Raw genomic sequence first — 25,626 nt, 5'->3', positions numbered from 1 at the left:
ACACTATTTCGTCAAGTAAAGGTAGGATATGCTTGATAGTTAGGAAGGGTGTAATGAACCGACATATTCTGATCGTTGATGACGATCCCAAAATTGCGCAGCTGATTGAGATCTATTTGGCAAACGAAGGGTATATGATCAGCAAAGCAAGCGATGGTCTGCAGGCGCTGGAGCTGATGGAGCGCGATACGATTGAGCTGGTCATTCTGGACATTATGATGCCGGGAATGGATGGCCTGAGCGTCTGTCTCAAAATCCGCGAGAACAAAACAACGCCGATTCTGATGATCAGTGCAAAGGACGGCGACATGGACAAAATAACGGGGCTCATGACTGGCGCGGACGACTATATGATCAAGCCGTTCAATCCGCTGGAGCTGGTTGCGAGGGTGAAGTCATTGCTGCGGCGCACTTATTACCATACTCAGCCGGCTCAAACCCAGCAGGATCATCTGATTCGGCTGCAATCACTCGTTATTGACAAGCTCACGCATACGGTCCAGATTGAAGGCAGACCGATTAAGCTGACGCCAATCGAGTTCAGCATTCTCTACCTGCTTGCCAGCCATCCTGGCCGCGTATTCAGCTCAGAAGATATTTTCGAGATGATCTGGAAGGAAAAGTATTATGAATCGAACAATTCTGTCTCCGTTCATATGAGCAGGCTGCGGGAGAAGTTGATTAAAGAGATGGATGGCGAGAAGCTGATCCATACGGTTTGGGGGGTAGGCTACAAAATTGAAGCTTAGGTGGATTATTCCGATCTTCTGGAGTATTGCAGCGTCAACGTTCGTACTGTTTGCGCTTATTATGGTGGGCAAGCTGCTGTTCTACTCCTCCTTCTCCAGCGTGAATGCGAATTTGTTCTTCCAGTGGGTGTATCGGAATATTGGTTATCCGCAAACCTACATCATTGCCGGCATTCCGATCTTCCTGCTCGCTGTCTACTACTTCTTCAAGCGGGACAAACGAATTCGCAACGAGCAATATCTCGTGCAAATTACGCAGCATGTGCAGCAGATCGCAGAAGGGGACTTTGAGCTGAAGATCCCGATCCGCAATGATGAGGAGCTGGGACAGCTGGCCGGCAATATTAACCGGTTCGTAGAACGGCTGAACACCTCCTTGAATGAGGAGCGAAGAGCTCAGCAGACCAAGAATGAGCTGATTACGAATGTATCGCATGATCTGCGAACGCCGCTGACCTCTATAACGGGCTACCTTGGATTGATCGAGCAGGATTTGTACCGTGACGAGGTGGAGCTTCGTTATTATGTGTCATTGGTGTACGAGGAATCAGAGCGAATGAGCCAGCTTATTCAGGATTTGTTCGAATTTACTAGGCTGCGGAACAATGAGATGAAGCTACAGACGAGTCGCATTAACCTCGTGGAAATGCTTCATCAGATGACGGAGCAGTTCCAGCTGCAGCTGGAGACGGCGAAGCTGCAGCCTCGGCTGCATTTTCCAACACCGCAATTGTATGTGCTCGGGGACGGCAATAAGCTGCGGCGAGTGTTTGAGAATCTGATTACGAATGCGATCAAATACGGGCAGGATGGCCAGTATCTGGATATTAAAGGGCAGTTTGAGAATGGGGTTGTCGCGCTGGACATTATTAATTATGGCGAGGTCATCCCTCAATCCGATCTGCCGCATATATTCGAACGTTTCTATCGAGTGGAGAAATCCCGTTCTGCGCATACCGGGGGATCTGGGCTGGGACTAGCCATCGCGAAGCAAATCATTGAGCTGCACGGCGGCGCAATCGGCGCGTTCAGCGATGTGGAGCGTACGGTATTCTCCGTAAGATTGAAGGAGCATCAAACCTGATAACGTTACCGCTTTCTGAACCTGGAGGCGGTAACGTTATTTTTATTAATAGAATCGTTATCTTTTCGTTATCTTTTCGTATCGGTAGGTTAGAAGCTGTCGTTCATACTGGGATTAATGAGAGTGGAGAGAGGAGATTGTCCCCAGTGGTGAATGCGGCAGTTATGAGAAGATCGTTCAGATTCCTAATGGTACTATTGATCGTATATGTGGCAGTTGTGCACGGCCCTGCGATTAAAGCAGGCATATCTTATATGTGGCAGGAAATTAGCGCACTGCGCTTTAGCAACGGGCATTTGACGATTGGCAAGCTTGAAGGCGATGCCGCGCTTCTCATGAACGAGAAGACAGGCGAGATTCTTTACGGGAAGAATGAGCATGATCGTCTATATCCGGCAAGCACGACGAAGATTCTTACTGCGCTGCTGGCATTGGAGCGGGGCAATCCGGAGGACATGATAGAGGTGGGCGATGAGGTGCGATTCCGCACTGTAGGGGAGAGCTCATCTGGTCTGCAGAAGGGACAGCGTCTCTCGCTGCAGGATCTGATAGCCGCTCTAATGCTGCCATCGGGCAATGATGCCGCGCGCACAATTGCCAAATATGTGACTCAATTGGACATCGGACATCAAGTTACGATGGAGGAAGCGACGAAACATTTTGCGAAGCTGATGAATGAGCGGGCCGAAGAGATTGGAGCGATAAATTCCCACTTCGTCAATCCGCATGGTCTGCATGACGCTGAACACTATACAACTGCTTATGACTTGGCGCTCATTGCTCAGACAGCCAGATCGAATACGCTTTTCCGGCAAATCGTGAGTGAGGCTGAGCGGACCGTACGGACAGAGCAAGCTACATATACATTTGTTAACCGCAACCAGCTGCTGCAGAATGGCAGTGAATATTATTATGAGGGCGCTAACGGGATCAAGACCGGGTATACCGGCGAGGCTGGCTATTGTCTGGTCGCATCCGCGGGGCGAGGGAATACAGACCTTATCGCTGTTGTTCTTCACTCTACTTCGTCAGATGTATGGTATGATGCACAGAAAATGCTGCAATACGGATTTGACAGCGTCAGAAACGAAAAGTCATAATAAAGTGCTTGCCAGCAGGTAGGAGAAATTATGTTGACGTCGAATCTATGACGTAGTACTACGATTTGAATTAGAGGAGTGGACAGCCTTGTTTTTGCATTTTCTGCATAAAAAGGAACATAAAGAAGCCTTTATAGAGCTGGCGCATCTCGTTGCGAAAGCTGACGGATTTTTGCACCGAAAGGAACAGGGCTATTTGCGCGCGTATTGGGATGAGCTGGAGCTGTCGGCAGCGGACTATCAGTTCGATACGGTGCGGGAGCTCTCGGAAATTATCGGCGATCTTCAGGACGAGCAGGTGAAAAATATTTTCCTGGTGGAAATTCTGCTGCTGACCTTCGCTGATGGTGATTATAATGATGCGGAGAAGCAGATTACGCAGGAGATGAAACGATTGTTCGGTTACTCGGATGAAATCTATGAGACGTACAGAGATTGGGTCATTCGAATGGACAAGCTTAAAATAGAGGGAATGCGGCTTATTCTTGATCCCTCCTAGAAGGGAAGCGCCAGAATAAAAGGGAGGTCGATGTCAGCAGATGGTGTGCTGTACATGATCCTCCCAAGCGATATTTCTATGTCAGATATCGGCTCAAAATGATTTGCAAATGATGCAGCCAATGCCCGCACAAGGTGTACGCAAGCGCTTGTACCGAAATTTCATTGCCCTCCACCTTGCCGGTTTTGTCCCAATCTTGCTGCGTGAATCGGGATAGCAGGTGAATGGAGGAGGTTCGAACTGCTTTCAATTCCTCTATTAAACTAGCAAGTGAGGCGGAGCTGTAGCGAGACTCGCGCACATAGTCATTCTCCTCGAACCCGAACAGGTTCTTCTGATCGCCGCGCGAGAAGCGCAGCGCCCTGTAGCTGATGATGCGTTCGAAATCGATGATATGTCCGACAACCTCTCGCAAGCTCCATTTGCCTTCTGCGTAACGAAACTGTTCCTGGCTTGCCGAGATGCTGCTCAATTGCTGGATGGTATGATCAAGCTGTTCTTGAAGCAGTCGGATGAGATCACCTTCAGGTACATTGGTAATGTATCTGGCAACAGCGTGCGGGTATGACGATGGATCTGGACGGCTGTGCATGCTCATTCAAATCTCTCCTTCTTGTCAAGTAATGGTTGATTACAAGTAATGGTAACATGAATGCGCAGGGTCGAACAAGCTGACAGAGCTGTCCAGCCCGAGAATTGAAATCAATTCGAGGATTGACATCTAATTGATGAGTCATGTAAATTAAAGGTGATTATTGATACATGCCATACAGACGAGATGAGAACAGGTCAGTTGAGATGAGCCGAGCAGAGCCGAGTGTTTATTTGATGATTCCACTAATAAATTCCCTCTATACGTTCACTCTCCTGTTCTCCTCTATGATTAGAGGAGGAACAAATATGAGTATTCTATCCGCATTCAGCGCTGCCCCTAAGAAAGAAAGATATACTACCCAAGAAGGAATAGTCATCACTCGTCATTCCGAGCCGATTGAGGCTGCGAGCGCGAAGGCGATGATTTTACATGAGATCGATTGCCGCAAGGGCGCACTCTTCTCCAGCGGCTATGAATTTCCAGGACGTTATTCTCGGTGGGACATCGGGTTTGTTAACCCTGCCCTGCAGCTGAAGGCTGATCAAAGCAGCTTCGCAATTTCGGCAGAGAATGCCAGAGGCGCGCTCTTGCTGGAGCTCATACATCGCAAGCTGAGCAGTTGTCCGGCTGTTGAAAATTTGCGCTATATGACAAGCGAAATTACGGGAACAATCAGAAGCAGTGATCATGTGCTGAATGAGGAGGAGCGGACGACACAAGCGTCGATCTTCTCGGTCATTCGCGCAATTCGCGATCTTTTCCAAGCCCCGAATGATTCTTTTCTTGGGTTGTATGGCGCATTTGGTTATGATTTGGTTTTCCAATTCGAGCCCATGCCGCTGAAGCATCAGCGTGCTGACAACCAGTCCGACGTTATTCTATATTTGCCCGATGAGATCATCGTCGTCGATCATTCCAAGGGTGCGGCTTATCAGCTGTCGTATGAATTCACCTTCAATGGACAGAGCACAGATGGCCTTGAACGAAGCGGCGCCTGCCGTGAGCCCAAGTTGAACGGTCAAGTGCCTGATGAGCCCTACACACCTGGGAAATATGCTGCGCTTGTCGAAGAGGCAAGAAAGTCGTTCAAGGCTGGCGATATGTTCGAGGTCGTACCTACGCACACGTTGTATGAGACCTGCTCCAGTCCGCCTTCTGCAGTCTTCTCCAGATTGGAGCGGATCAATCCTAGTCCGTACGGCTTCATTATTAATCTTGACGGGGAATATTTGGTCGGCTCATCTCCGGAAATGTACGTCAGAGTGGAGGGCAGCAGGGTTGAGACGAGTCCAATCTCGGGGACGATCAAGCGGGGCCATAATGCCATCGAGGATGCCGATCAAATTCGTGAGTTGCTCAACTCGCTGAAGGATGAATCTGAGCTGACGATGTGTACAGATGTGGACCGCAACGACAAATCGCGGATCTGCGAGCCTGGAACGGTTAACGTTATCGGCAGAAGACAGATCGAAATGTATTCTCATCTGATTCATACTGTGGATCATGTGGAAGGCCAGTTGCGCCCCCAGTATGATGCATTGGATGCATTCATGACCCATATGTGGGCCGTTACGATTACAGGCGCTCCCAAACGAGCCGCCATTCAATGGATAGAAGAGCATGAGACATCGCCAAGGCATTGGTATGGGGGGGCTGTCGGTTATTTTTCCTTTGACGGCAATTTGAACACGGGCTTGACGCTACGAACGATCCATATCCGCAATGGCGTAGCAGAGATACGTGTAGGGGCAACCTGTCTGTACGATTCTGTTCCAGCGGATGAGGAGCAGGAAACGTTGACGAAGGCGGCTGCGCTGGTCGGTGCTGTGCGCGGTACGGAAAGAGCAGGAAGAGGCGAGTCAGCTTCGCTGCAATTAGGAGCAGGCAGAGGGAAGAGAATTCTGCTGGTCGATCATGAGGACTCCTTCGTTCATACGTTAGCGAATTATATGAAGCAGACCGGGGCGGAGGTTGTGACCATGCGCGCTCCTTACGCGCGCGAAGCGCTGCAAGGGGATGCGGAGTATGATATGGTCGTGCTGTCGCCGGGACCGGGGCGGCCCTCGCAATTTGATTTGAATGGAACGATTGGCTTATGTATGGAGAAGGGGTTGGCGGTCTTCGGGGTCTGTCTGGGGCTACAAGGCATCGTAGAGTTTTTCGGCGGGAAGCTGAATGTGTTGGACTATCCGCAGCATGGGAAGATCTCGCTTGTCAAAGCTGATGTTGAGAGTGCAATGTGGGCTGGAATGGCTGCAGAATTTCATGTTGGCCGTTATCATTCGCTCTATGCGGAAGAGGTTCCTGCTTGCTTGTCCGTTACCGCTACTTCTGAGGATGGCATCGTCATGGCTGTTGAGCATAAGACGCTGCCCGTTGCAGCCGTGCAATTCCATCCAGAGTCGATTGCGACACTGCGCGGAGATGCCGGCATTCGAATTATTGAGAATGTCATTTCTCTTTTGCTGAAATAGTGAAAGCCTAGAATAGGATCCCTCGTCTATCGGGGGATCGGATACTGAGGTAACTTCGAACTCCCACCTCCCATTTTCATTCTGAGAGGTGAGGTTATTGACTTTTTGCTTTTTGTGAGTTTGTGCAGCAACCGAATGGAGAGCATCGGATGGATCAGCGGTTTACACTAATTGTTGCACGGCAATCTGCTTATAGAGTGTTGCATTGGCTGACTGCAGATCAACGGTCTTGATTCCATTGCGCAGCAGATCACCCCAACGTCCCTCATGATGATACTCGCGAAGAGCATCCGTATCTTTGAGAAGATGGCCGGTTAGTATGCAAACGGCTGTCTGCTCGGGGTGGACAACTTCTTGACGTATGAGCTTGCGCAGTCCAGCAAGTGTCGCTGCTGACGCAGGTTCACACCCAATGCCAGAACGATCAATGACCGCCTTGGCTTCCATGATTTCGGAATCAGATACGGCTACGGTGATGCCATTCGTTTGCTCTAATATTCGCCATGCTTTATACCAGCTTGGCGGATTGCCTATATTCAGTGCAGATGCGCGCGTCTGCGGCCGCAGTTCGGCTGTGAATGATAAATCGGCTGCTGGTCTCGGTGTTGATACAGCTGACACAGCTGATACAACAGTTGCAACAGTTGCAGGAGAACGCTCTGCTTGCGGACTTGTATCCGTATTGCCAAGTGCGGCTTGTACAAACCTGTGAAACGGACTGGCGCCTTCTGCTTGTACAACTGCCACTCGGGGCAGCCTGGAGATAAAGCCCAGCGTGTACAGATCCTGCAGCCCTTTGCCTAAAGCCGATGCGTTGCTAAGTGCGCCTCCTGGTATGATAATCCAATCTGGCAATTCCCAATCGAGATTTTGCGCGATCTCATAAATGATACTCTTCTGACCCTCAATTCGCAGCGGATTGATGGAGTTGCAAATGTATAGACCAAGCTGCTCACCTTGCTTTTCTAGGAAATGGATGCCATCGTCATAGGTTCCGCTGAACGTACATACATCCGCGCCATATGCGACGGTTTGCAGCACTTTATTCGGTGAAATATCCCGATCAGGAACGAGAACGACTGCTTCCAGCCCAGCAATTGCCGCGTACATGGACAGGGAGGAGGATGTATTTCCTGTAGACGTGCAGGCCAGACGATTGTAGCCCAGATAGTGGGCATGCGATACAGCTGCTGTCATTCCGTTATCCTTGAATGAACCGCTTGGATTCTCGCTTTGCGCCTTAAGCCACAGTCTTCGTATTCCCGCATACGTACTAGTCAGATGTGTTTCATACATGCCGGTATTTCCTTCATGCTTGCTGACGATGGCGTCATCAGGAATTTCCGGTGCAATGAGCTCCTTGTACCGCCAAACCCCGCTTGCGTATATCGTATTCCGCTCTGCCAGACGGCTGGCAAACAGTGACTTCAAATAGTCTGTATCCAATTGGCTATAGTCGTGGACAACCTCCAGCAAACCGCCGCATTCGCACTCATATTTCATAGTCGTTAACGATGTTTCCCGCTGGCAATTTACACATATCGTTTTCATAAACCCGCCTCATCTTTCTTTCATTTGCCGATAGTCTGTCACTCTAATAGTGAGAATAGCTTTACGTTAATGGATTTGCTGGAATATCTCCAATATCGAAATATCAGCTACTCATAACTTTTCATTATGAATGCGACTGCTTGTCGTAACTAGAATGTAGCTTTACAATATACATATAGAGAAAGTCGGTCGGATAATCAGCAAAGATGGGGCAGGTGAAGGAGATGAATTTGTATGCACTTAAGGTGTTTCATCATGTGGCTCGGAACGGAAGCGTGACTCGTGCCGCTGATGAGCTGCGAATAAGCCAGCCAGCGGTCACGATGCATGTGAGGAACCTGAGCCAGGAGCTGGAGCTTACACTTCTCGCGCCCAAGGGAAGAGGGATACTGCTGACTGAAGCAGGGGAGAGAGTCGCAGGACATGCGGCAAGATTGTTCGCGCTGGAGCAGGATATCAAGAGGGATCTGGACCGCTATCGTTCCGGGCAAAATGGCGTGCTGCGTATAGCAGCAACCTCGCTTCCCGCCAACTTCCTGCTCCCGAAGTGGCTGTCAAACTATCAGTTGGAGCATCCGGCAGTAGAAGTGAAAATGCTGACCCATAACGCGCAGGAGGCTGTTGACTGCTTGATTCTTAATAAGGCGGATATTGCGTTTATCGGTGGCGGTGGAGAGCAAGCTGCTGGCCTTGCGCATCAGATTGCATGTCAAGACGAATTATGGTTTATTGTGCCAGCGAAGCATCCTTACGCCGAAAGTTCAATTTCATTGGCTGAAATGGTGCAGGAGCGTTTTGTTATGCGGGAATCAGGGAGCGCTGTACTTGCAAGACTATTGGCCTTATGCAAGGTGAATGGCTTAATGCCGCCAACGGCAGCCCTTGTCGTTAATGGCATTAATGAAACAGTCGCTTCAGTTGCTGCGGGCTTGGGAGCAGCATTAGTCTCTTCATTGGAGGCGGCGACTGCTGTCGCTCGCGGCGAGGTGGCGAGGGTGATGGTGCGTGATGTAACGCTATTGAATCCTATTGTGATGGTAACACGCGAGAATGAACCGCTTCCACCGGTTGCGCAAGCTTTTGCAGAGCATGTGGCAGGGCGAGGGGACGGCAATTGAAAGCGGCAGCCCGATTCGCGAATGCGAAATGCGGACTGCCGCTCATGCTGAGCCGTTGTTCTACACTAGAATAAATGCGCTGCTTCTATGCTTAGCCTGTGATCTAAGACCTCGACGCCTCTTTGCGCAATTTAGCGTCCAGGAAGAACGTTCCAAGCGGAACGAGTGATGCCACGAACGCGATTACAACGCGAATAAATGACCAGCGGCGATCTATCCATACATGGAGCAGCGCCAGCAGATAAAGGGTGAACAGTAAGCCGTGAAGTGCGCCGACGATTGCGACATAAATGGGCATGTCAGCCCAATACTTGAGCGGCATTGCGACACAGAGCAGCAAGAGATAAGAGATCCCCTCTATATTGCCGATGAAGCAAAATCGCCCAACTGTAGTTTTGAACATATGAAATAGCATCCTCCGATACAAATAATATTATACATGATGTCTATAACAATATTATCTGTTGATAGCAGACTATTTACTATGACAGATCTGTGTCTTTATTGACAATTTGGTGAAGTGTCGTTGTTGGAGGGCTGCAAAGACTGCGAATCAACTGTGTTGCTACTCCATTATTCCTTCATGCGATCAATCGCTTCGGCCATCGTACGGTCTGTCAAGTGGGCATAGATTTGAGTCGTTTCGGGTGAGGCATGACCAAGCTGCTCCTGCGTTTTGTAGAGATCATTGCGCAAGTAGTAGTCGGTCGCAAACGAATGTCTCAGCTTATGGACGGACAGGTAGGGCTTGCCGAATCGTTTGGCATATTTGATGACCATCTCCTGAATGGCGCGTTTCGTCATTCGCGAGCCTTCCTGCTTCCCGTTGGCCATGGCAAGGAAGAGAGCTTTTTCCCGCTTGGGCGCTTTATACTGGGATTCTCGAAGCGACAAGTATTGCTGGAGCTCTTGGATGGCATCCTGACGAAAGTAAACAGGCGTCTTGAAGGTGTCGTCATTCTTACCCTTTCGAAACACATACAGCAGCCGTTTCTTGAGATCAAGGTCATCGGTATTCATATTGACAAGCTCCGACACACGCAGCCCCGAGTTCAATATAAGGCTGATAATGCATGTATCCCGAATCCGGTTCTGCATGTAGGCGTATAGGGCTTGCTTGTTCTTGGCGACCTCGGCGCCGTAATCCTCTTTGATGAAGGCGATGAATTCGTCGATCTCCTGCTCCTGTAGCAGCTTGCCCTCCAGCCTGGCCGCGGTATCCTTAGGCTTATGCGTTCGCTTGATCGATACTTTAGCCATAACATTGCGCTTGAGCAGCGGATAGAAATGATCATCCTCAGCAATTTGGCTCAAATAATGAAACAACGAGCGCAGCGAGGACAGCTTGCGGGAAATCGTTGTTTTGCTGTTCGTATGAATTTGACGCGTCGATAGAAACATTTTGAAATTATCAATACTATCCATATGAAGCTTCTCCAGCTCCTCAAGCTGAACATCTCTGATCGCCGGTCCTTGCGACAGCCCCTCTGCCAGAAGCCAGGAGAAGAAGGTTTCATAATCGCGAACATACTCCAGCAGGGAAGAAGGCGAGAGATCCGGCAGCTTGTACTGGATAAACTTCTCTACATACCAAGGCATCGTCGGTGTTCGAAGATCCAGCTCCTGACGATCCTTTATTTTTATAATATTCATTATGGAGACTCCCCTCAGATGGAGCTGCGATTTTAAGTTGCATATTAGGCGACATAATTAATGTTATGTAAACTAAAATACTTGCTCTTATTCTTCCCCTCTTATTTTATAACAAGACACTGACAAATTGAAGGTAACAAAGAGGTGGAAGATGCGCAAACACCTTTTGTTTACCATAATTGATGATTTAATGGCATAATAGTTGTTCATAGGCAAACGCAAGGAGGTGCAGAAATATGCAGACAGGAAATCGAAAGGCAGTAATCGCAGGTGCAGGCATTGGCGGGCTGTGTACCGCAATTGCGCTGCAGAGGCAGGGCTGGCATGTTGTCATTGGGGATAAAAGAGATGAATTAGCCCAATTAGGCGCAGGAATCGTGCTTTCAGCAAATGCATGGAAGGTATTGCAGCATCTTGGAGCGGCTGAAGTCGTGCTCCAGTCCGGGACTAAAGTCGGAAAGGCAGAAATTAGAGCCTGGGACGGCAGGCTCATCGTTGATCTTCCAACCGATTTGCAAGAGAAGCGGTATGGACATGCAAGCTGTCTCATCCATCGAGCTGCGCTTCAGAATATCCTTTGCGACAGGCTAAACCATTCGAACCAAGGTGGCGTTCAATTTAATAAGAAGCTGATCGCTTATGAACAGAGTGAGGCTGCTGTGACCGTCATGTATGAGGATGGAACTGAAGAGCAAGCTGACATTCTGATTGGTGCTGACGGTGTGAATTCAACTGTTCGAGAGCTGATGTTCGGCTCAGAGAATCGTAATTATAGTGGATTTACTGCTTTGCGGGGAATTGCAAGCTTCTCCGACAGCCGCTATTCCATGGAGAAGGGCGGAGGTTTCGAAGCTTGGGGCAGCGGCAAAAGGTTTGGTTTCTCACATTTGGGACAAGGGCAGGTTTTCTGGTTCGCGGCCATTAATTCGCCTGAAGGAGAGGCTGAGCGAACGACGAATCGGAAGGCTGCAGCCTTGCGCCATTTCCAAGGTTGGTATAACCCGATTGAAGCTGTTATCGCTGCGACCGATTCTGCGGCTATTCTGGCACATGATATATATGATCGTAAGCCGCTGCGCAGATGGAGCGACGGACGGGTTGTCTTATTGGGCGATGCGGCGCATCCAATGCTTCCCAATCTTGGGCAGGGAGGTGCACAGGCGATGGAGGATGCAGTCATTCTGGCCAGCTGTCTCCGAGACTCTTCAGTGGCTGCTGGTATCCGCAGCTACGAGCAGCTGCGAATACCGCGAACGAGCCGTGTAGTCCGCCAGTCCAGGAGAATGGGAAGAGTAGTCCAGATGGAAAATGCTGCTGCCATCTACATACGCAATATGCTGCTTCGTCTCATGCCTGCCTCTTTGAAGGTCGCACAATTTGATTGGTTGAATGGCTACGATGCTGTTGCAAGAAAATAGTTAACATAATATTATTTATGTTATCAATATGATTTTCATCTCAGTACGAATTTATGATAGAATCAAGTATTGCTTCATTCTGGCTGTCAGATGGAAGATAGGCAGGCAGAACGGGATATGATCATACTTGGCTAGCATTCTGCGGAGAACCGGAGAAGAGACATGATGAAGAAAATTACGATGAAAGATATTGCCAAAGAGACTAATTTGTCGGTTGCTACCGTCAGCTACGTGCTTAACAATGTGAAGAACCAGACGATTCCGGAGGAAACGCGCCGAATGGTGCAGGAGGCTGCGCAGCGTTTGCATTATGTACCGAATCTGGCGGCGAGATCGTTAGTAAAGAGTAAGACTGGCTTAATCGGCCTGCTTATCTCATCGGGCAGCAAAGGGGATGAATGGAGGCCCTTCAGCTACGCTTCTTTCTTAAGCAGGCTGGAGAAGCTCTGGTCGGAGCAGGGCTATCATCTGCTTGTTTCGACAATTGATCAGGAAGACCCCCGGCTGCATATTATATTGGAGAGGAATTTGGATGGGGTATACATGGCGGGTGTTCGGACGAAAGCTTTTTACCAAATTGCCGAGCATTTCACCGTTGGTGTGCCCGCAGTCATTATCGATAGCCTGATCGACGACGACCTGTTCCACAAAATCGTACCGAATCTCCCTCAAGCTATCGCTCAGGCCAAAGATTTGTCCGGCGGCAACCTATCATTCTTAATAACAGATAATTATAACAATGATGAATTCATGCAGCTCATCAGCAGCTCCTGCGGTTTGGAGAAGCAGCATATTCATGTTGCAGAGAGTGAAGCGGGAGTAACCCGTTTTCTGAGCGAGCATACAACTGGAAAAGGGATTATCATTAATGAATTTATTGCAGCCATGGCTGCAAAGCATATAAAAGCTGAGCGGCTTGCCGTTATTTGCACAGCAGATTGCCCGCATGTCGTTCCAGTCGGCGCTTCCAAGGTTGTTTTTGAAGGAAAGGCCGAAAGAGCTTTTGAAATAATGAACATGCATTTAAAGGCCCAATATGAACATGAAACAGAAAAAATGATCTGGATTCCAACGCAATTGGTAGAAGAATAAATGTAATTAATGCTATAATACTAAGGATTCGTTTTTTTGCATGGTACAATATGCCTAAATGATGTGAAATAGGTCTCGACTATGGTCCAGTATGAATGACCGACATAAGTCTATTTGGAGTTTGAGCCAAAATGTCCTACAATAGAGAGATGAAGTTTAGTTTGACTAGAAGGGGTTTGCGCCAATGGTTCAAAACATAATAGACTTTCTTGAAGATTTTGGATTGTGGGGGTTATTTATCCACTCATTTGCGGATGCAATCATTTTTCCAGTGCCTGCATTCTTCACACAGGTTTCATTGAGCGTTATGACTCCTTCTTCAGCACTATGGCTTGCAACCGTAGGTTTTATCGGCTGTCTGCTAGGCACTCCGATTGGCTATTATATTGGCAAGCTGCTAGGAAAGTCTATCCTCTACCGATTTCTGAAGAAAAAATGGATAGATTCCGCTACGAACTTATTTCAGAAAAATGGTGAAGCCGCGATTCTTATCGGATCATTCACGCCGATTCCATTCAAAGTGTTTACGATTCTATCCGGTTCACTTGCCTTTCCGTTGTGGAAGCTGATCGTATATGCTGCTATTGGAAGAGCAATTAAGTTCTATGCTATCGGCGCACTGTTCTACTATTATGGCAGAGCGGCAAAAGGCATGGTTCATGAGGTTACGATGTACATCTTTCTTATCGGTGTTCCAATTCTGCTTATCGGCCTCTTCCTCAAAAGAAAGTTTGGGAAGAAGAAGCAGGACGCGGATGCAAATAATTCAGTCGCGCTGGATCAAACACCATCCGAATAATCATATTCATTCTATAAAGCTGTCAGCAGAGCATGCATCTGCGGACAGCTTTTTTTGGCTGCCATTACATAAAACGAGCCATTTCTTTACATCGGCATCTTCATCATGATATATTTTTCCCATATCCGCACAAACATTTGTGCGCATTCCGGGAGGGGGGAGATAACAACCTACGAGCTTAACGGTCATGACATGCGTACCTACAGTCGTTGTTGTCGGAAACAGCTCAGAAATATGGCATAGGAGGCTAGAGAGAAATGAGAGAAGAGAGAGAAACCGAGAATAAGAAAGAGCTTGTTGTGTGGCATGAGTTTGACGGACCAGGTGATACATCTATTGAGGTACTGGAGGAGATTTGCCGTTTATACAGTGAGCGTTACGGCGTTCATATTATCTCTGAGGTTATGAGCATTCAAGAGCTGGGAGATCGGTTAGTGGACATCGAGCATACTGGAAAAGGACCGCATATGGCTTTTGTCCCTGCAGATATGGTCGTTTTTAAGGATCGTGCGCTTTTATCGGAAGCTCCTGTTGAATTGTTTGCCTCTGAGCTTGGGGAGAATATGCGACTGTCGATGACGATGGAGGGTACAGCATACGGCGTACCTATACTGACAGGCAATCATCTCGTTCTTTATTATAACAAGGACATTTATGCACAGCCCCCTGCATCATGGGAAGAAATTGAGCAGTTGTCTGAATCGCTCAAGCAGAGGGGAATTAAGCCTATAGGCGGCGATATGAGCCAATCCTATTGGTTCATGCCGTTTTTTACCGCATTTGGCGGTTGGCCGCTCAAGGATGGGAAGGCGGATCTCGTGAATGAGAGTATGAGAGATGCGCTGCAATTCGTCAAAAGCCGGATTGAGCAAGGCGTACTGGCCAATCTGGATGGACCTACAGCTCTGCTGGAGCAATTTATTGCCGGGGAGCTCGGCGCAATTATTTGCGGAGAATGGATCTTCAATTACTTGGACAGAAACCTTGGCCAAAAGCTGGGAGTCGCGAAGCTGCCGGATATTGGGGGCAAGCCGTCTGTCCCGTTTCATTCTTCTATCGGACTGATCTATCCGAATGATTCTCTTGAATCTGAGGATCGGGAATCCATTCTTTCCTTTACCCAGTTTATGCTGAGCGAGGAATGCCAGATGAAGTGGGCAGAGCTTGTACAGCGCATCCCTAGTAACGGAAACGTACAACGCAATCTCTTAGCGCAGGGCTCGCCTAATAAACAAGCCATTCTGTCGCTGCTGGACCATAGCCGTACGATGCCGATCCATCCGAATATGATTGCGATATGGGCATCGATTGGCGCTGGACTAGATGTTCTTCAGAAAGGGCAGGCCGAGTCTGCATATGATGCGATTGTACAGAGAGAAGAAATGATCATTAATGCTGTTAAATAAATAAGAATCGTGAAGGGGGTCAATTACGAGGAAGGGCTGAATGTACATGAAGAATCAACCGACGATATTATTTGTTTCAACCGAGGTATTCCCTTTTGCCAAGACTGGCGGACTTGCTGATGTATCTTCCTTCTTGCCCAAGTCTCTCCGATCGCAAGGCTATGATTGCAGAATTATGATGCCTAAGTTTAAAGGGATTGAAGAGAAGTACGGTCATCGGCTGCAGCTTGCTGCCACCTTTGATATCGAATTTGCGGGGAAAACCTTTCAGTGCGATGTAGAATACATTTCCCATAATGACAATATGATTTACTTCGTTAATAATCCTTATTATTTCGATCGGGACCGCATTTATGATTATGACGATGAGATGGAGAGATTCGTTTTCTTCTGCAAGGCTGTATTGGAGTCGCTGCCATTACTCGGATTTAAGCCGGATATTGTGCATTGCAATGATTGGCTGACGGGATTCGTTCCGTTCTTCTTAAAGACGCAGTATAGAAGCCGGGAATTCTACCGCTCCATGAAATCGATCTTCACGATCCATGCCTTGCTGTATCAAGGGGTCTTCAACAAGAATAATACGAAGCGGCTGCTTGGCCTGGATTGGGATTATTTCGTAGAGAACGGGCTGGATTATTACGATCAGGTCAATTGCATGAAGGTAGGCATCTTGCTTGCAGATGTTGTAAGTACGGTCAGTCCAAGCTATGCGAAGGAGATTAGCAAGATATCGCCGATGAATATCGAGCCATTGACAGAGTCCTTATTCAAGCGGAGAAGAAATCTGCATGGCATATTGAATGGAATTGATCTGGACGAGAATAATCCAGCAGTGGATCCGAGACTGTTCGCGAATTATGATGCCAGACAATTGCGGGGGAAAGCAGAGAATAAGAGAAGGCTGCAGGAGACCTTCGGCCTGCCTGTAAGGGCGGATGTGCCGATTGTAGCGGTAATTTCCAGACTGGAAATTACGAAAGGGCTCTATCTGATCGAGAAATCCTTTCACGAGCTGCTCAAGGAGGATCTTCAGTTTGTTGTCATTGGAGACGGGATTCCTTATTACGATTATTTGTTCAATAATATGCAGAAGTCCTTTCCTGACAATATGTATTATTCGGGATACAGCGACAATATGGCGTACAAAACCTATGCAGGAGCTGATTTATTCCTGATGCCTTCCTATACCGAGGCTTGCGGAATTAGCCAGCTGATCGGCATGCGGTATGGGACTGTCCCCATTATTCGTGAAACAGGCGGTCTTCGGGATACTGTTCAGCATTATAACCCGCAGACGGGCGAGGGGACCGGATTTACGTTCAAATACGCAAGCCAATGGGTCATGCTTGATGCCATACGCAAAGCAATTGAGGTATATCACCGGAAGGAAGAGTGGCAGAAGCTGGTAGAGCGTGTGATGACGCTGCCTGTAGGCTGGGAGAATTCGACCAAGTCGTATATAGAGCTCTATAAGAATACGGCAAATATCGGAAATGGAAGAGTCATTTGTTAACATAATAATAGTTATGTCGCTCTATTAAAGAAGCATCCAACTCCACTTTAAAAAATGGTTTTGGATGCTTTATTATTGTCATTTCGGGGACTGTCCCGTTTCGCTTTCCCCTTATGGGACTTCTCTATTGTTAGTGCCGTTATTGCTGTTCCCTTAACCGCTCGTCTTTAGGCAGCAGCACTGCGAGGATGCCGAGCAATGGGAGGAAGGCGCAGACCTTCATGATGAAAGCAATGTCGGTTGCATCTGCAATCCAGCCGAGCAGGGCTGAACCAAGACCGCCGACGCCGAAGGCGAGGCCGAAGAACAGACCGGAGACAAGTCCGATCTTGCCCGGCATTAATTCCTGGGCGTAGACAACGATGATAGAGAACGCAGACGACAATATGAAACCGGCCAATACAGCCAGCACACCCGTCCAGAACAAATTCGCATAAGGCAGCAGAATCGAGAAGGGGGCTGTTCCCAGAATGGAGAACCAAATGATATTGCGGCGTCCAAAGCGGTCTGTCATAGGTCCGCCCAAAAATGTGCCGGCTGCTGCTGCTGCAAGAAATGCGAACAGAAACCACTGGGCATGACTAACAGTAACCCCGTAATCGTTAATTAAATAAAAGGTATAATAGCTTGTTATACTGGCCATGTAGACATTCTTCGAAATAACTAAAAAGACGAGAATGATCACAGCCCACAAAACTTGCCGCTGTGTAAGCCCGCTGGCTTTGCCGCCGGCTGAGCCGCGCGGCTTGGCAGTGTGCCTTGGCAGCAGACGCTGATCACTGTACCACCGCGCTACATAGACTTGAATGGCAATTGCAGCAAATGCTGCGAAGGCAAACCAGATGACGCCGAATTGCCCGAGATGAACGAATATGACGGCAGTCATGATCGGTCCGAGCGAGCTGCCGATGTTGCCGCCGACCTGGAAGATCGATTGCGCAAGCCCGCGTCTGGACCCCGCGGCTAGATACGCGACACGGGATGATTCCGGATGGAAGATCGCTGAACCTACGCCTATTGCAATGACAGCAAGCAATATAGTGGCATAATTCGGTGCGAGAGCAAGCGATACGACACCGGCGAGCGTAAAGCAGACACCGATCGGAAGAATCGATGGCATGGGCCTTATGTCCGCATAGCGTCCTATAAGAGGCTGGAGCACCGATGCGGTCAAATTCATCGCGAGCGCGATCATGCCTATCTGGCTGTAGGTGAGGTTTAATTCAGCCTTCAGAATAGGGAAGAGCGCAGATACGGTTGACTGCATCGTATCGTTCAGCAGATGGACGATACTAATTGCAAAAAGGATAGGGAATACGGTAGTCGGAACGATTGTTGAGGCTGTTTGGCCAACTGCTGCTTTGGTATTCATAGCGTAATTGTCTGCACTTCCTTTGCTGTGATCGCTGCCGCCGATCCTGATTTTACTTTTCACTATAAAATAGATATGATGTAATAGTCAACTAAAGATCCAATCATCCTATGTTTGGGGGTTTGTTCTGCCATGTTAAAAAAGACTACACGCTTAACGCTTGTAGACCAAGTCATCCTGCAAATTGAAGCCTTAATTGAATCTGGCAAATGGCCTGTGGGCAAAAAAATACCTGCTGAGCCGGAGCTTGTTGCAGAGCTTAACGTTAGCCGCAATACACTGCGCGAGGGAATAAAAGCGCTATGTCATGCTGGCGTATTATATACAAAGCAAGGCGATGGCACTTATGTATGCTCCAGCAGTACGCTGGGTGTCGCCATTCAACGGCGTGTGCAGCGGTCCAGCCTGCTTGATACGCTGGAGGTGCGCCATGCGCTTGAGCTGGAGGCTGCAAGATTGTCCGCTGAGCGGCGGACAGAAGCGGATATAGCACGGTTCAAGTACTGTCAGGAGAGATGCAATTACTATGCCGAGGCTGATGATATTGAACAGTTCGTTGTCTTTGACATTCAATTGCACCAAGCTATCGTGGAATCTTCAGGGAATCGGATGCTGTTTGATTTGTATGCGCATATTACCGAGGCGCTGCAGGAATCTAATACAGCTTTCCTGACGAAGAGCTTCGCGAATCATCTGCCCCGCGACAATCACCAGGACCTGATAGAAGCTATTATAGCGCAGAATCCGGAGGAGGCCGGCAAAGCAGTACAATTGCTGATCGACGGATTAAAAAGCAGTGTCGATGAATTATGGCCTCAGCATGAAGCGGAGAGATCATAAGTAAGCAACACGCCGATAAGATATAGATTGAGCCGATAAAATTTCTATCCGAGCGGCTTCACAACACGATCATGTCACACAATCTGACATAAATAAATACTATCCTTTGTATCAATAGTTCTTATTTGTGGCATGCAAAGTGATTATAGTACAATGCGAAGTGTCTAGCGAACAGCGATAGAACAGCGCTAATTGTAAGAGATGCTAGAAATCATTTGCAAAAGGATAGGTAAATCACAATATGCATTTGCGATCTGTCATTATATGCAGCTACTTGATGGTAGCGTATTGGGCTTCGAGCCATTTTCCTTCCCTCGAAATGGTATTCTATCCTACGCTGGGAGCATTCAGCTTTTTGTTCCTGCAGCGAATGGACAAGTTTAATGACATTAAACGTATCATTATTGGGGCGATTATCGCGGTTACAATCGGCAATCTATTCTATTTGATCGATAGTGGGGCAGTATCCTTTTTTGCTACCGCCATAGTGACGATTTCGCTTATTCAATATTTTAAATGGAATGCGGCTCCCATTCTTGCGGTGTCGCTCATTCCATACTTTGCCCACCCGGTTTCCATGTGGACATTGCCAGTCGCTGTTATCGTTTCTTTGCTTGGTCTTCTTCTGCCTTTATGGATGATCGCAAAATTCGAAGGCTTGAGCAAAGGCTCCTTGAACATGGGGCTATTGCGCGGCAAAGCAGTAGAATCGCAGCAGGAGGGGTAGTGTAATCGGCATTATCCATTATAAGCAAACAGGCGCTGGCTCAGAGCTGGCGCCTGTTTGTTTTTTAGTTGGTCCACTATGATCATCATCGGCTTAAAAATAGGCCAAATAGTCTTTGGCAGCCTTCGACATCCGCTCCGGTGTCCATTGGGGTTCCCAAACGACATCCACCTCGACCTCGCTTTTGCCCGTCTGATCCAGCAGTATGGTTCGAACACCGCCTATTATCGTATCATGCAGCGGGCAGCCAGGTGTTGTCAGCGTCATCTGTACATAGATTTTTTCCGGTTCCTCCCGAACGTCATAGATAAGTCCAAGATCAACAATATTGACTCCGAGCTCGGGGTCATAGACCTGACGCAGCACATTCAGTATTTGTTCATTATTCTCCATCTGTGAAGACCTCCCCCATATGATGGCTTATTAGATTACCGTGTGAACACAAGACCGATTCTTGAGATGTAAGCGATGCAGCACAACGAGTATGCGGAGCTTGCAAGCATGAAGACGAGCTGTGATTGCCAGAGCAGCCCTGACAACAGCAGGAGGCTGGAGCCCGCAATGGCTGCTAAACCAATATTCACTTGCTTCTCATTGAGCAGTGCGGACATGATCGGTGTGCCTGGTTTGCCGACAAGCTTGCCGTACTTATGCGTCCACCAGAGGAAAGGAACGATCTTGGACGCATAGCCGAGAATAGTGAAGGACACCCAGCCGCCGAGATAGATCCATCCGGCAATGAGGACGAACTCGGCTTGAAAAAGCTGCTGCGGAGCCGCTAATGTGTACAGCAGTGCGATAATGACTACAGCAGCAAACGTTTGACTGCCATAAACCGACCATCTGATTCCGAACCCGGGATTGCGTTTGTTGCGAAATCGGATGATCTGAAGCAGATGTATATTGTAAATAATAATTGCCAGAGCAAGCAGGAGCAGGGTGGACCATTGCGGCCATCTGCCTCCCCCTGACAGGAATGAAATCGTTCCGAAGAGGACAGCAGCATTCCAGAGCAGCATAGAGATGGTTTGCAGCCGGACGGGGTAATGATGAGCCAAATAAAACATCGGGAGCATCTTGTAGCTGAAGCCTGTTATGAGCAGTCCAAACCAGCCGATAGTGCCGAGCCAGATGTGGGCATGGAAGATCTGCTCATGATAGGCGCCCCAGAAGCCGGTTGCAAAGTTAATCCCCATGATCATGCCGCTGATCGCAGTAAGCACCAGGTACAGCACTGCACAGGCCGCGCTGATCGTAATCGCATTCCATTGAGCGGCGCGTTTCAGGGTGACAGCCATATTCCAAGCGAAAAGCAATATTCCAACCATAGCTAATGTGGCAAACAGAGCGATATAATACACCTCGCCTTGCAGAAAACCGTAGAGCAGCCCAGTGAGACCAACTGTAAAACAGACATAATGAGCATAGCCGAGCCGTTCACTGTACAGCTTTGACTGCAGAATGACATTGATGAGCTGGTAGACGGCGCCCATTGCAAGCATGGTAGCCCAGCCGAGCACAAACAAATGGATATGAAACCAGCCTGAAGGGCCGCGAACGCTCTCGCCGAGCCAGCCTGAAACTGTAAGCAGGGACGCACCGTGAAACAGTACGAAACCAATCATCCCCGTTATGATAAAGAAAAAGGGGAGACGTGACATAACGCTCGCCTCCTTATGTTTTTTTTCGTATGCTCACCTTTGCCGTACCATCCGGCTGTTCCTCAACTGAATAGGCGCAGCCCAGACTGTTCAATTCCTCGATGAGAAATACCGGAACCCGATCATTATGAATGACAACCTCGCCTTCAGGATGAATCCGCTCCAAGGCAGCCAGCGTCCGAATCATCGGCTGAGGCGGCTCCAGGCCGCGATTATCCAATTCGATGAGAAGAGGGCTTGTATTCGCTGTTGCTGTTGTCGAAATATCAGAAGAAGCATCCTCTTCTGAGGAAGCTTCTTCAGCGGAAGCCTCTACTGGAGCATCGCTCCACGTGTCGTCATCGACCGTCTCATGAAGCCAGCGCTTATTCTTTTTGCTTACGAAGGTTGTGATCCAATGCTCCTTGCCACTCTGTACGGATTGACCAGCAAATCCGCGCAGCTTCAGCATTCCGAGCAGAGGGGAAGGCTTGAAGGTTGCATGCAGCACGAAGATATCATCGGCTTCGAGCTTCTTGACGGTTTCCATAATAAGCTGGAAGGGCTCCAGCTTATTGCGAAGATGAGGCCTGACATCCAGCTCAATGATTTTCGCATGCTGTCGTTCCATATCGTATCGTCCTCCTTCCTATGAATCCTATGAAATCCTTCTCTTGGCTTCCTCATACAGCCCGGCCATGCCGCCATATAGCGCGAAGAAGAAAGCATCAGGGGCATCCAGAGAAAAGGATGTATACTGCTTGGGATCGATCCCGAGCATATGCTCGAACAGCCTTGCGCTATCATAGGCATAGAAGCAAAAATAAATGTATTGAAATTGAGGCATTTTCTCATAGATCGTGACGATCTCGGCGGCATATTCATCCAGATGATGGGAAGACTCCCGAATCATCGATATGGCGTCCTCCAGCGTTACTTTAATCTTGATTGTGCGTTCATCGACAATAGTGATGCCAGCCATTGGCGCCAGCTCCTATACTCTTATAATTTTCCAATTCTGACCTGGAATGCGACAGGACCTTGCTGAATATACTCCCAAACGTATTGTCCCGGATACATCGCATCGAACTGGAAACGAAGCGGCACGGGATCATGATCATTAATAAGGAGCATCGCTTCGGATGATTGCAGCTTGCCGAAGGTTTCGAATATGACCTTGTGCTTCAGATGCGGCGGATATTCAGTGGCATTAACGGTTGCAGTGTATGAACTCATGATTGCATTCCTCCTGATATTTGAATGGCCTTTCTGATTTGATTATAGTGCAGCGGACGAGGGCACTTTGTGACCTCTATCACAGGTGGAAATCTTTTATTCCTCTTTGTGACTACGGTGATCTATCGGCTCTCCGAAGGGGAGTGTGATCTAGATCACTGAAGGAGTCTGGCGTCGCAGTATAAGATCATGATCAATGAGATCGCTATCAAACAGCGGTCAGATGCTGCCGGTACAATAACTTGTGTTGCTCGTACGAGAATGTGGAGGAGGTGGATTGCATTGGCTGCACAGCTCGTTGATGCCCATGGAAGAGTGCATAATTATTTGCGTATAGCCGTAACGGATCGCTGCAATCTACGCTGTGTGTATTGCATGCCGGAGGAAGGATTGAGCTTCGAGCCAGACAGCCGAATTCTTTCCTATGAAGAAATTACTGAAATTGTACAAGCTGCAGCCGGGCTTGGCATCAAGAAGCTTCGAATAACGGGAGGAGAGCCGCTCGTTAGAAAAGGATTGGATCGGCTGATCTCCATGCTGTCAGCGATTCCTGGAATCGAGGATATAGCACTGACGACCAATGGCATATACTTGGCTCCATTCGCTGACAGGTTGAAAGCAGCGGGGCTGACCAGGGTTAATATAAGTCTCGATTCTCTAAGGGCGGACAGATTCGCGATGATCACGCGAGGCGGCGATGTCAGCAAGGTGCTGGCTGGTCTGCGTGCGAGTCAGCGTGCGGGCTTTCATCCGATCAAGCTGAATATGGTGTTGATGAAGGGAATCAATGACGACGAGGTGGATGACTTCTTGCGTATGACGCTGAAGGAGTCCATTCAAGTTCGATTTATTGAATATATGCCGATTGGGCATGCGGACAGCAGCTGGCGCGCTGCATATTTGCCGCTTGATTATGTATTGGAGAGATGCAGCAGAATGGGGCTGGATTACAGGCCCTGCGGAGAGGTGTACGGCAATGGTCCGGCGCAGAGCTACCAATTCGATGGAGCAGCCGGAACTTTCGGGCTGATTCATCCTGTCAGCGATCACTTCTGCAGCAGCTGCAACAGGCTGCGGTTGACCGCAGACGGCAGCATTAAGCCCTGCTTATACTGGTCAGATGAATATAATGTCCGCAAGCATATCGGGAACCCGTCAGCTATTGCGGCCATCTTCCTGAAGGCGCTGGGCGCTAAGCCTGAAACGCATGAGATGGCCAAAGCGCTTGCAGGACAACAGCAAACCCAATCTCCAACCATCCGGCGCATGTCGCAAATTGGGGGATAATCGGAAATGGTGATCTCTATCACAATGGACGGCCGGTGAACGATTTATACTGGGGTCAGTTCCGTATAGAGAGGATGGTTCAGAGATGGAGAAACGTTATGACGGTCGAGAAAAAATTGGTGATATCGTAGCCGAGTTTCCAGGAGCAAGCAATCTGTTCAAGGAAGCGCAGATCGACTTTTGCTGCGGCGGTGACCGCACCTTGTTATCGGTTATTGGGCAGAAGGGCCTGGATGAAGCGGGCATTATTCGCCGCTTGAATGACAGCTATGATGCGATGATCAATCATGGGATCAATGCCGAGAAGGATTGGCGGGAAGTGCCAGTACCGCAGCTTATCCACCATATCGTTAACGCGCATCATGCTTATTTGAAGGAAGAGCTGCCGCTGCTGAGTGAGTTTATAACGAAGATATTGCGCGTGCATGGACCAACACAGGGCACAGTGCTGACTGATCTGCATAAAAAGTTTCATCAAATGAAGGCCGAACTGGAGCAGCATTTGGCGGCTGAAGAGGAGGAGCTGTTCCCACTGCTGCAGCAATATGCTGAACAGCCAGAGGCAGCTCGCAATGAGCAGGTATTAAAGGGTTTATATGAGCTGGAATCGGATCATAGCGAGGTTGGAGACGCGCTGAGAGATATAAGAGAGCTGACGAGCGATTATGCGCTGCCGCCTGAAGCGTGCAGAACGTATCAGCTGACCTTTCAGAAGCTGATCGACTTGGAATCGGATATGTTCCAGCATATCCATCTGGAAAACAACATTCTTTTTCCTCGCATAGAGGCGTTAAGCAAGTGACAGGCGCGGCATTGTTAGCCGGAGAGCTTGCGAAGCGGTCACATCGCGGTTGAAATGAAGAACAATGCAGCCTCTGCAATCAGGCTGTTGAGAAAGTGTCTGCACCTCTTGCGCAGCTCCCAACAGGTGAGGCGATGCGTGATGGCAGCGGCAGTTCCTGCATGCCGCAGTGAACAACCGCCATCATGCATCGCGACTCGGCAAGTTGGGAGCTTAGCGCGCGGTGCGAAAGGGCATTCCGCACGTATACCTGCTGATGCTCCAACGTTGCATTTTGCAACTATCCTCGCTGTTAAGATAGTCCACAGGGGCGTTTTCAGCTGGCGAGGGTTCGCATCAGCCATCGCTTGCAACACAAGTATCCAGCGATCCTCGCGCCGCTTTTCCGTGCTGTAGCGCGATATCCCACCTTATAGAGATAGTCGAAGGGCTTTCTGCGATGCTTTGTCGTCTGTAAGAGGGTTTTTCAGCTTTACAGAGCGCCTCGCGCCGCTTTTTCGTGCTGTAAAGCGGTATTTCCGCCTTATGGAGATAGTCGAAGGGTTTTCTGTACCTCTGTCAAGAAAGTAGACACAGAAACTAAGCGCCCTGGTGTTGCTCGTAGTACCTTTTCTCGCATTGATGCGGGGTAAGATAACCGATCGTCGAATGGATGCGGATCCGGTTGT

The 25,626-nt window shown here is 48.7% G+C and carries 25 protein-coding genes; 15 read left to right on the top strand and 10 right to left on the bottom strand.

What is annotated here, in order from left to right; all coding sequences use genetic code 11:
* Window positions 1-53: 53 nt before the first annotated feature.
* The 4 genes from L6H65_RS14180 (at window position 54) to L6H65_RS14165 (ending at window position 3,432) form a co-directional block, all read left to right on the top strand.
* Window positions 54-749, top strand: coding sequence for a response regulator transcription factor (locus L6H65_RS14180; RefSeq protein ID WP_236343255.1), 696 nt, complete (start codon window positions 54-56; stop codon window positions 747-749).
* Window positions 739-1,833 (top strand): sensor histidine kinase, encoded by a 1,095-nt coding sequence (locus L6H65_RS14175; RefSeq protein ID WP_236343253.1) that lies wholly within the window; start codon window positions 739-741, stop codon window positions 1,831-1,833. The genes L6H65_RS14180 and L6H65_RS14175 overlap by 11 nt, the downstream gene beginning before the upstream one ends.
* A gap of 146 nt (window positions 1,834-1,979) precedes the next feature.
* Window positions 1,980-2,933 carry a D-alanyl-D-alanine carboxypeptidase family protein gene (locus tag L6H65_RS14170; protein ID WP_236343245.1) on the top strand — a complete coding sequence of 318 codons (954 nt, stop codon included), beginning with the start codon at window positions 1,980-1,982 and terminating at the stop codon, window positions 2,931-2,933.
* An 88-nt stretch (window positions 2,934-3,021) separates the two neighbouring features.
* Entirely contained in the window at window positions 3,022-3,432 is a 411-nt protein-coding gene (locus L6H65_RS14165; RefSeq protein ID WP_236343243.1) for a TerB family tellurite resistance protein, read from the top strand.
* A 76-nt stretch (window positions 3,433-3,508) separates the two neighbouring features.
* Here L6H65_RS14165 and L6H65_RS14160 read toward each other — a convergent pair whose 3' ends face one another.
* Window positions 3,509-4,030, bottom strand: a complete 522-nt coding sequence (locus L6H65_RS14160; protein WP_236343241.1) for a DinB family protein — start codon at window positions 4,028-4,030, stop codon at window positions 3,509-3,511.
* Window positions 4,031-4,332: 302 nt separating this feature from the next.
* On the opposite strand from L6H65_RS14160, the gene L6H65_RS14155 reads away from it, so the two are divergent.
* The gene (locus tag L6H65_RS14155; protein WP_236343239.1) at window positions 4,333-6,501 is read left to right on the top strand and encodes an anthranilate synthase component I; all 2,169 of its coding nucleotides are present in this window, start codon (window positions 4,333-4,335) and stop codon (window positions 6,499-6,501) included.
* Window positions 6,502-6,663: 162 nt separating this feature from the next.
* Here L6H65_RS14155 and L6H65_RS14150 read toward each other — a convergent pair whose 3' ends face one another.
* A complete protein-coding gene (locus tag L6H65_RS14150; RefSeq protein WP_236343237.1) occupies window positions 6,664-8,052 on the bottom strand; it encodes a threonine synthase in 1,389 nt (462 codons plus the stop codon).
* A gap of 224 nt (window positions 8,053-8,276) precedes the next feature.
* On the opposite strand from L6H65_RS14150, the gene L6H65_RS14145 reads away from it, so the two are divergent.
* Window positions 8,277-9,170 (top strand): LysR substrate-binding domain-containing protein, encoded by an 894-nt coding sequence (locus L6H65_RS14145; RefSeq protein ID WP_236343236.1) that lies wholly within the window; start codon window positions 8,277-8,279, stop codon window positions 9,168-9,170.
* A 103-nt stretch (window positions 9,171-9,273) separates the two neighbouring features.
* On the opposite strand, the gene L6H65_RS14140 is transcribed toward L6H65_RS14145, so the two are convergent.
* Both L6H65_RS14140 and xerS read right to left on the bottom strand, forming a co-directional pair.
* The gene (locus L6H65_RS14140) at window positions 9,274-9,573 is read right to left on the bottom strand and encodes a DUF3817 domain-containing protein (RefSeq protein WP_236343234.1); all 300 of its coding nucleotides are present in this window, start codon (window positions 9,571-9,573) and stop codon (window positions 9,274-9,276) included.
* A gap of 170 nt (window positions 9,574-9,743) precedes the next feature.
* On the bottom strand, window positions 9,744-10,823 hold the full coding sequence (gene xerS, locus L6H65_RS14135) for a tyrosine recombinase XerS (RefSeq protein WP_236343224.1): 1,080 nt from the start codon (window positions 10,821-10,823) through the stop codon (window positions 9,744-9,746).
* Window positions 10,824-11,059: 236 nt separating this feature from the next.
* Between xerS and L6H65_RS14130 the strand changes: the two genes are divergently transcribed.
* The 5 genes from L6H65_RS14130 to L6H65_RS14110 all read left to right on the top strand — a co-directional run bounded on the left by L6H65_RS14130 (window position 11,060) and on the right by L6H65_RS14110 (window position 17,054).
* Window positions 11,060-12,241 carry an FAD-dependent monooxygenase gene (locus L6H65_RS14130; RefSeq protein WP_236343214.1) on the top strand — a complete coding sequence of 394 codons (1,182 nt, stop codon included), beginning with the start codon at window positions 11,060-11,062 and terminating at the stop codon, window positions 12,239-12,241.
* Window positions 12,242-12,403: 162 nt separating this feature from the next.
* Window positions 12,404-13,333 (top strand): LacI family DNA-binding transcriptional regulator, encoded by a 930-nt coding sequence (locus L6H65_RS14125; RefSeq protein WP_236343208.1) that lies wholly within the window; start codon window positions 12,404-12,406, stop codon window positions 13,331-13,333.
* Window positions 13,334-13,517: 184 nt separating this feature from the next.
* Window positions 13,518-14,132 carry a YqaA family protein gene (locus L6H65_RS14120; protein ID WP_236343206.1) on the top strand — a complete coding sequence of 205 codons (615 nt, stop codon included), beginning with the start codon at window positions 13,518-13,520 and terminating at the stop codon, window positions 14,130-14,132.
* Window positions 14,133-14,389: 257 nt separating this feature from the next.
* Window positions 14,390-15,538: a sugar ABC transporter substrate-binding protein gene (locus L6H65_RS14115; RefSeq protein WP_236343204.1), complete on the top strand. Its 1,149-nt coding sequence runs from the start codon at window positions 14,390-14,392 to the stop codon at window positions 15,536-15,538.
* Window positions 15,539-15,584: 46 nt separating this feature from the next.
* Complete coding sequence (locus L6H65_RS14110) at window positions 15,585-17,054, top strand: glycogen synthase (RefSeq protein ID WP_236343201.1); 1,470 nt, start codon at window positions 15,585-15,587, stop codon at window positions 17,052-17,054.
* A gap of 139 nt (window positions 17,055-17,193) precedes the next feature.
* Here L6H65_RS14110 and L6H65_RS14105 read toward each other — a convergent pair whose 3' ends face one another.
* Entirely contained in the window at window positions 17,194-18,426 is a 1,233-nt protein-coding gene (locus L6H65_RS14105; protein WP_236343195.1) for an MFS transporter, read from the bottom strand.
* Between the two features lie 132 nt (window positions 18,427-18,558).
* Between L6H65_RS14105 and L6H65_RS14100 the strand changes: the two genes are divergently transcribed.
* Together L6H65_RS14100 and L6H65_RS14095 are read left to right on the top strand one after the other, a co-directional pair.
* Window positions 18,559-19,266: a FadR/GntR family transcriptional regulator gene (locus L6H65_RS14100; RefSeq protein ID WP_236343193.1), complete on the top strand. Its 708-nt coding sequence runs from the start codon at window positions 18,559-18,561 to the stop codon at window positions 19,264-19,266.
* A 241-nt stretch (window positions 19,267-19,507) separates the two neighbouring features.
* Window positions 19,508-19,993: an HPP family protein gene (locus L6H65_RS14095; RefSeq protein WP_236343192.1), complete on the top strand. Its 486-nt coding sequence runs from the start codon at window positions 19,508-19,510 to the stop codon at window positions 19,991-19,993.
* Window positions 19,994-20,086: 93 nt separating this feature from the next.
* Here the strand turns inward: L6H65_RS14095 and L6H65_RS14090 are convergent, their stop codons facing one another.
* Genes L6H65_RS14090 through L6H65_RS14070 form a run of 5 tightly spaced genes read right to left on the bottom strand, consistent with a single transcriptional unit; the run spans window position 20,087 to window position 22,869 of the window.
* Entirely contained in the window at window positions 20,087-20,386 is a 300-nt protein-coding gene (locus tag L6H65_RS14090) for a metal-sulfur cluster assembly factor (protein WP_236343190.1), read from the bottom strand.
* 35 nt (window positions 20,387-20,421) lie between these two features.
* Window positions 20,422-21,654 carry a hypothetical protein gene (locus tag L6H65_RS14085; protein ID WP_236343189.1) on the bottom strand — a complete coding sequence of 411 codons (1,233 nt, stop codon included), beginning with the start codon at window positions 21,652-21,654 and terminating at the stop codon, window positions 20,422-20,424.
* 13 nt (window positions 21,655-21,667) lie between these two features.
* A complete protein-coding gene (locus L6H65_RS14080; protein ID WP_236343181.1) occupies window positions 21,668-22,264 on the bottom strand; it encodes a DUF2249 domain-containing protein in 597 nt (198 codons plus the stop codon).
* Between the two features lie 27 nt (window positions 22,265-22,291).
* Window positions 22,292-22,615, bottom strand: a complete 324-nt coding sequence (locus tag L6H65_RS14075) for a hypothetical protein (protein WP_236343179.1) — start codon at window positions 22,613-22,615, stop codon at window positions 22,292-22,294.
* Between the two features lie 20 nt (window positions 22,616-22,635).
* A complete protein-coding gene (locus tag L6H65_RS14070) occupies window positions 22,636-22,869 on the bottom strand; it encodes a DUF2249 domain-containing protein (RefSeq protein ID WP_236343177.1) in 234 nt (77 codons plus the stop codon).
* Window positions 22,870-23,151: 282 nt separating this feature from the next.
* Here L6H65_RS14070 and moaA point away from each other — a divergent pair, with 282 nt between their 5' ends.
* Both moaA and ric read left to right on the top strand, forming a co-directional pair.
* A complete protein-coding gene (gene moaA / locus L6H65_RS14065) occupies window positions 23,152-24,156 on the top strand; it encodes a GTP 3',8-cyclase MoaA (protein ID WP_236343176.1) in 1,005 nt (334 codons plus the stop codon).
* Window positions 24,157-24,241: 85 nt separating this feature from the next.
* Window positions 24,242-24,958, top strand: a complete 717-nt coding sequence (gene ric / locus L6H65_RS14060) for an iron-sulfur cluster repair di-iron protein (RefSeq protein ID WP_236343175.1) — start codon at window positions 24,242-24,244, stop codon at window positions 24,956-24,958.
* Window positions 24,959-25,626 lie beyond the last annotated feature (668 nt).

This window comes from Paenibacillus plantiphilus (genome assembly GCF_927798095.1).
In the GTDB taxonomy this organism is placed as follows: domain Bacteria; phylum Bacillota; class Bacilli; order Paenibacillales; family Paenibacillaceae; genus Paenibacillus_Z; species Paenibacillus_Z plantiphilus.
Note: the sequence above shows the minus strand (reverse complement) of the source record. Positions and strands in the feature narration are given on the sequence as shown.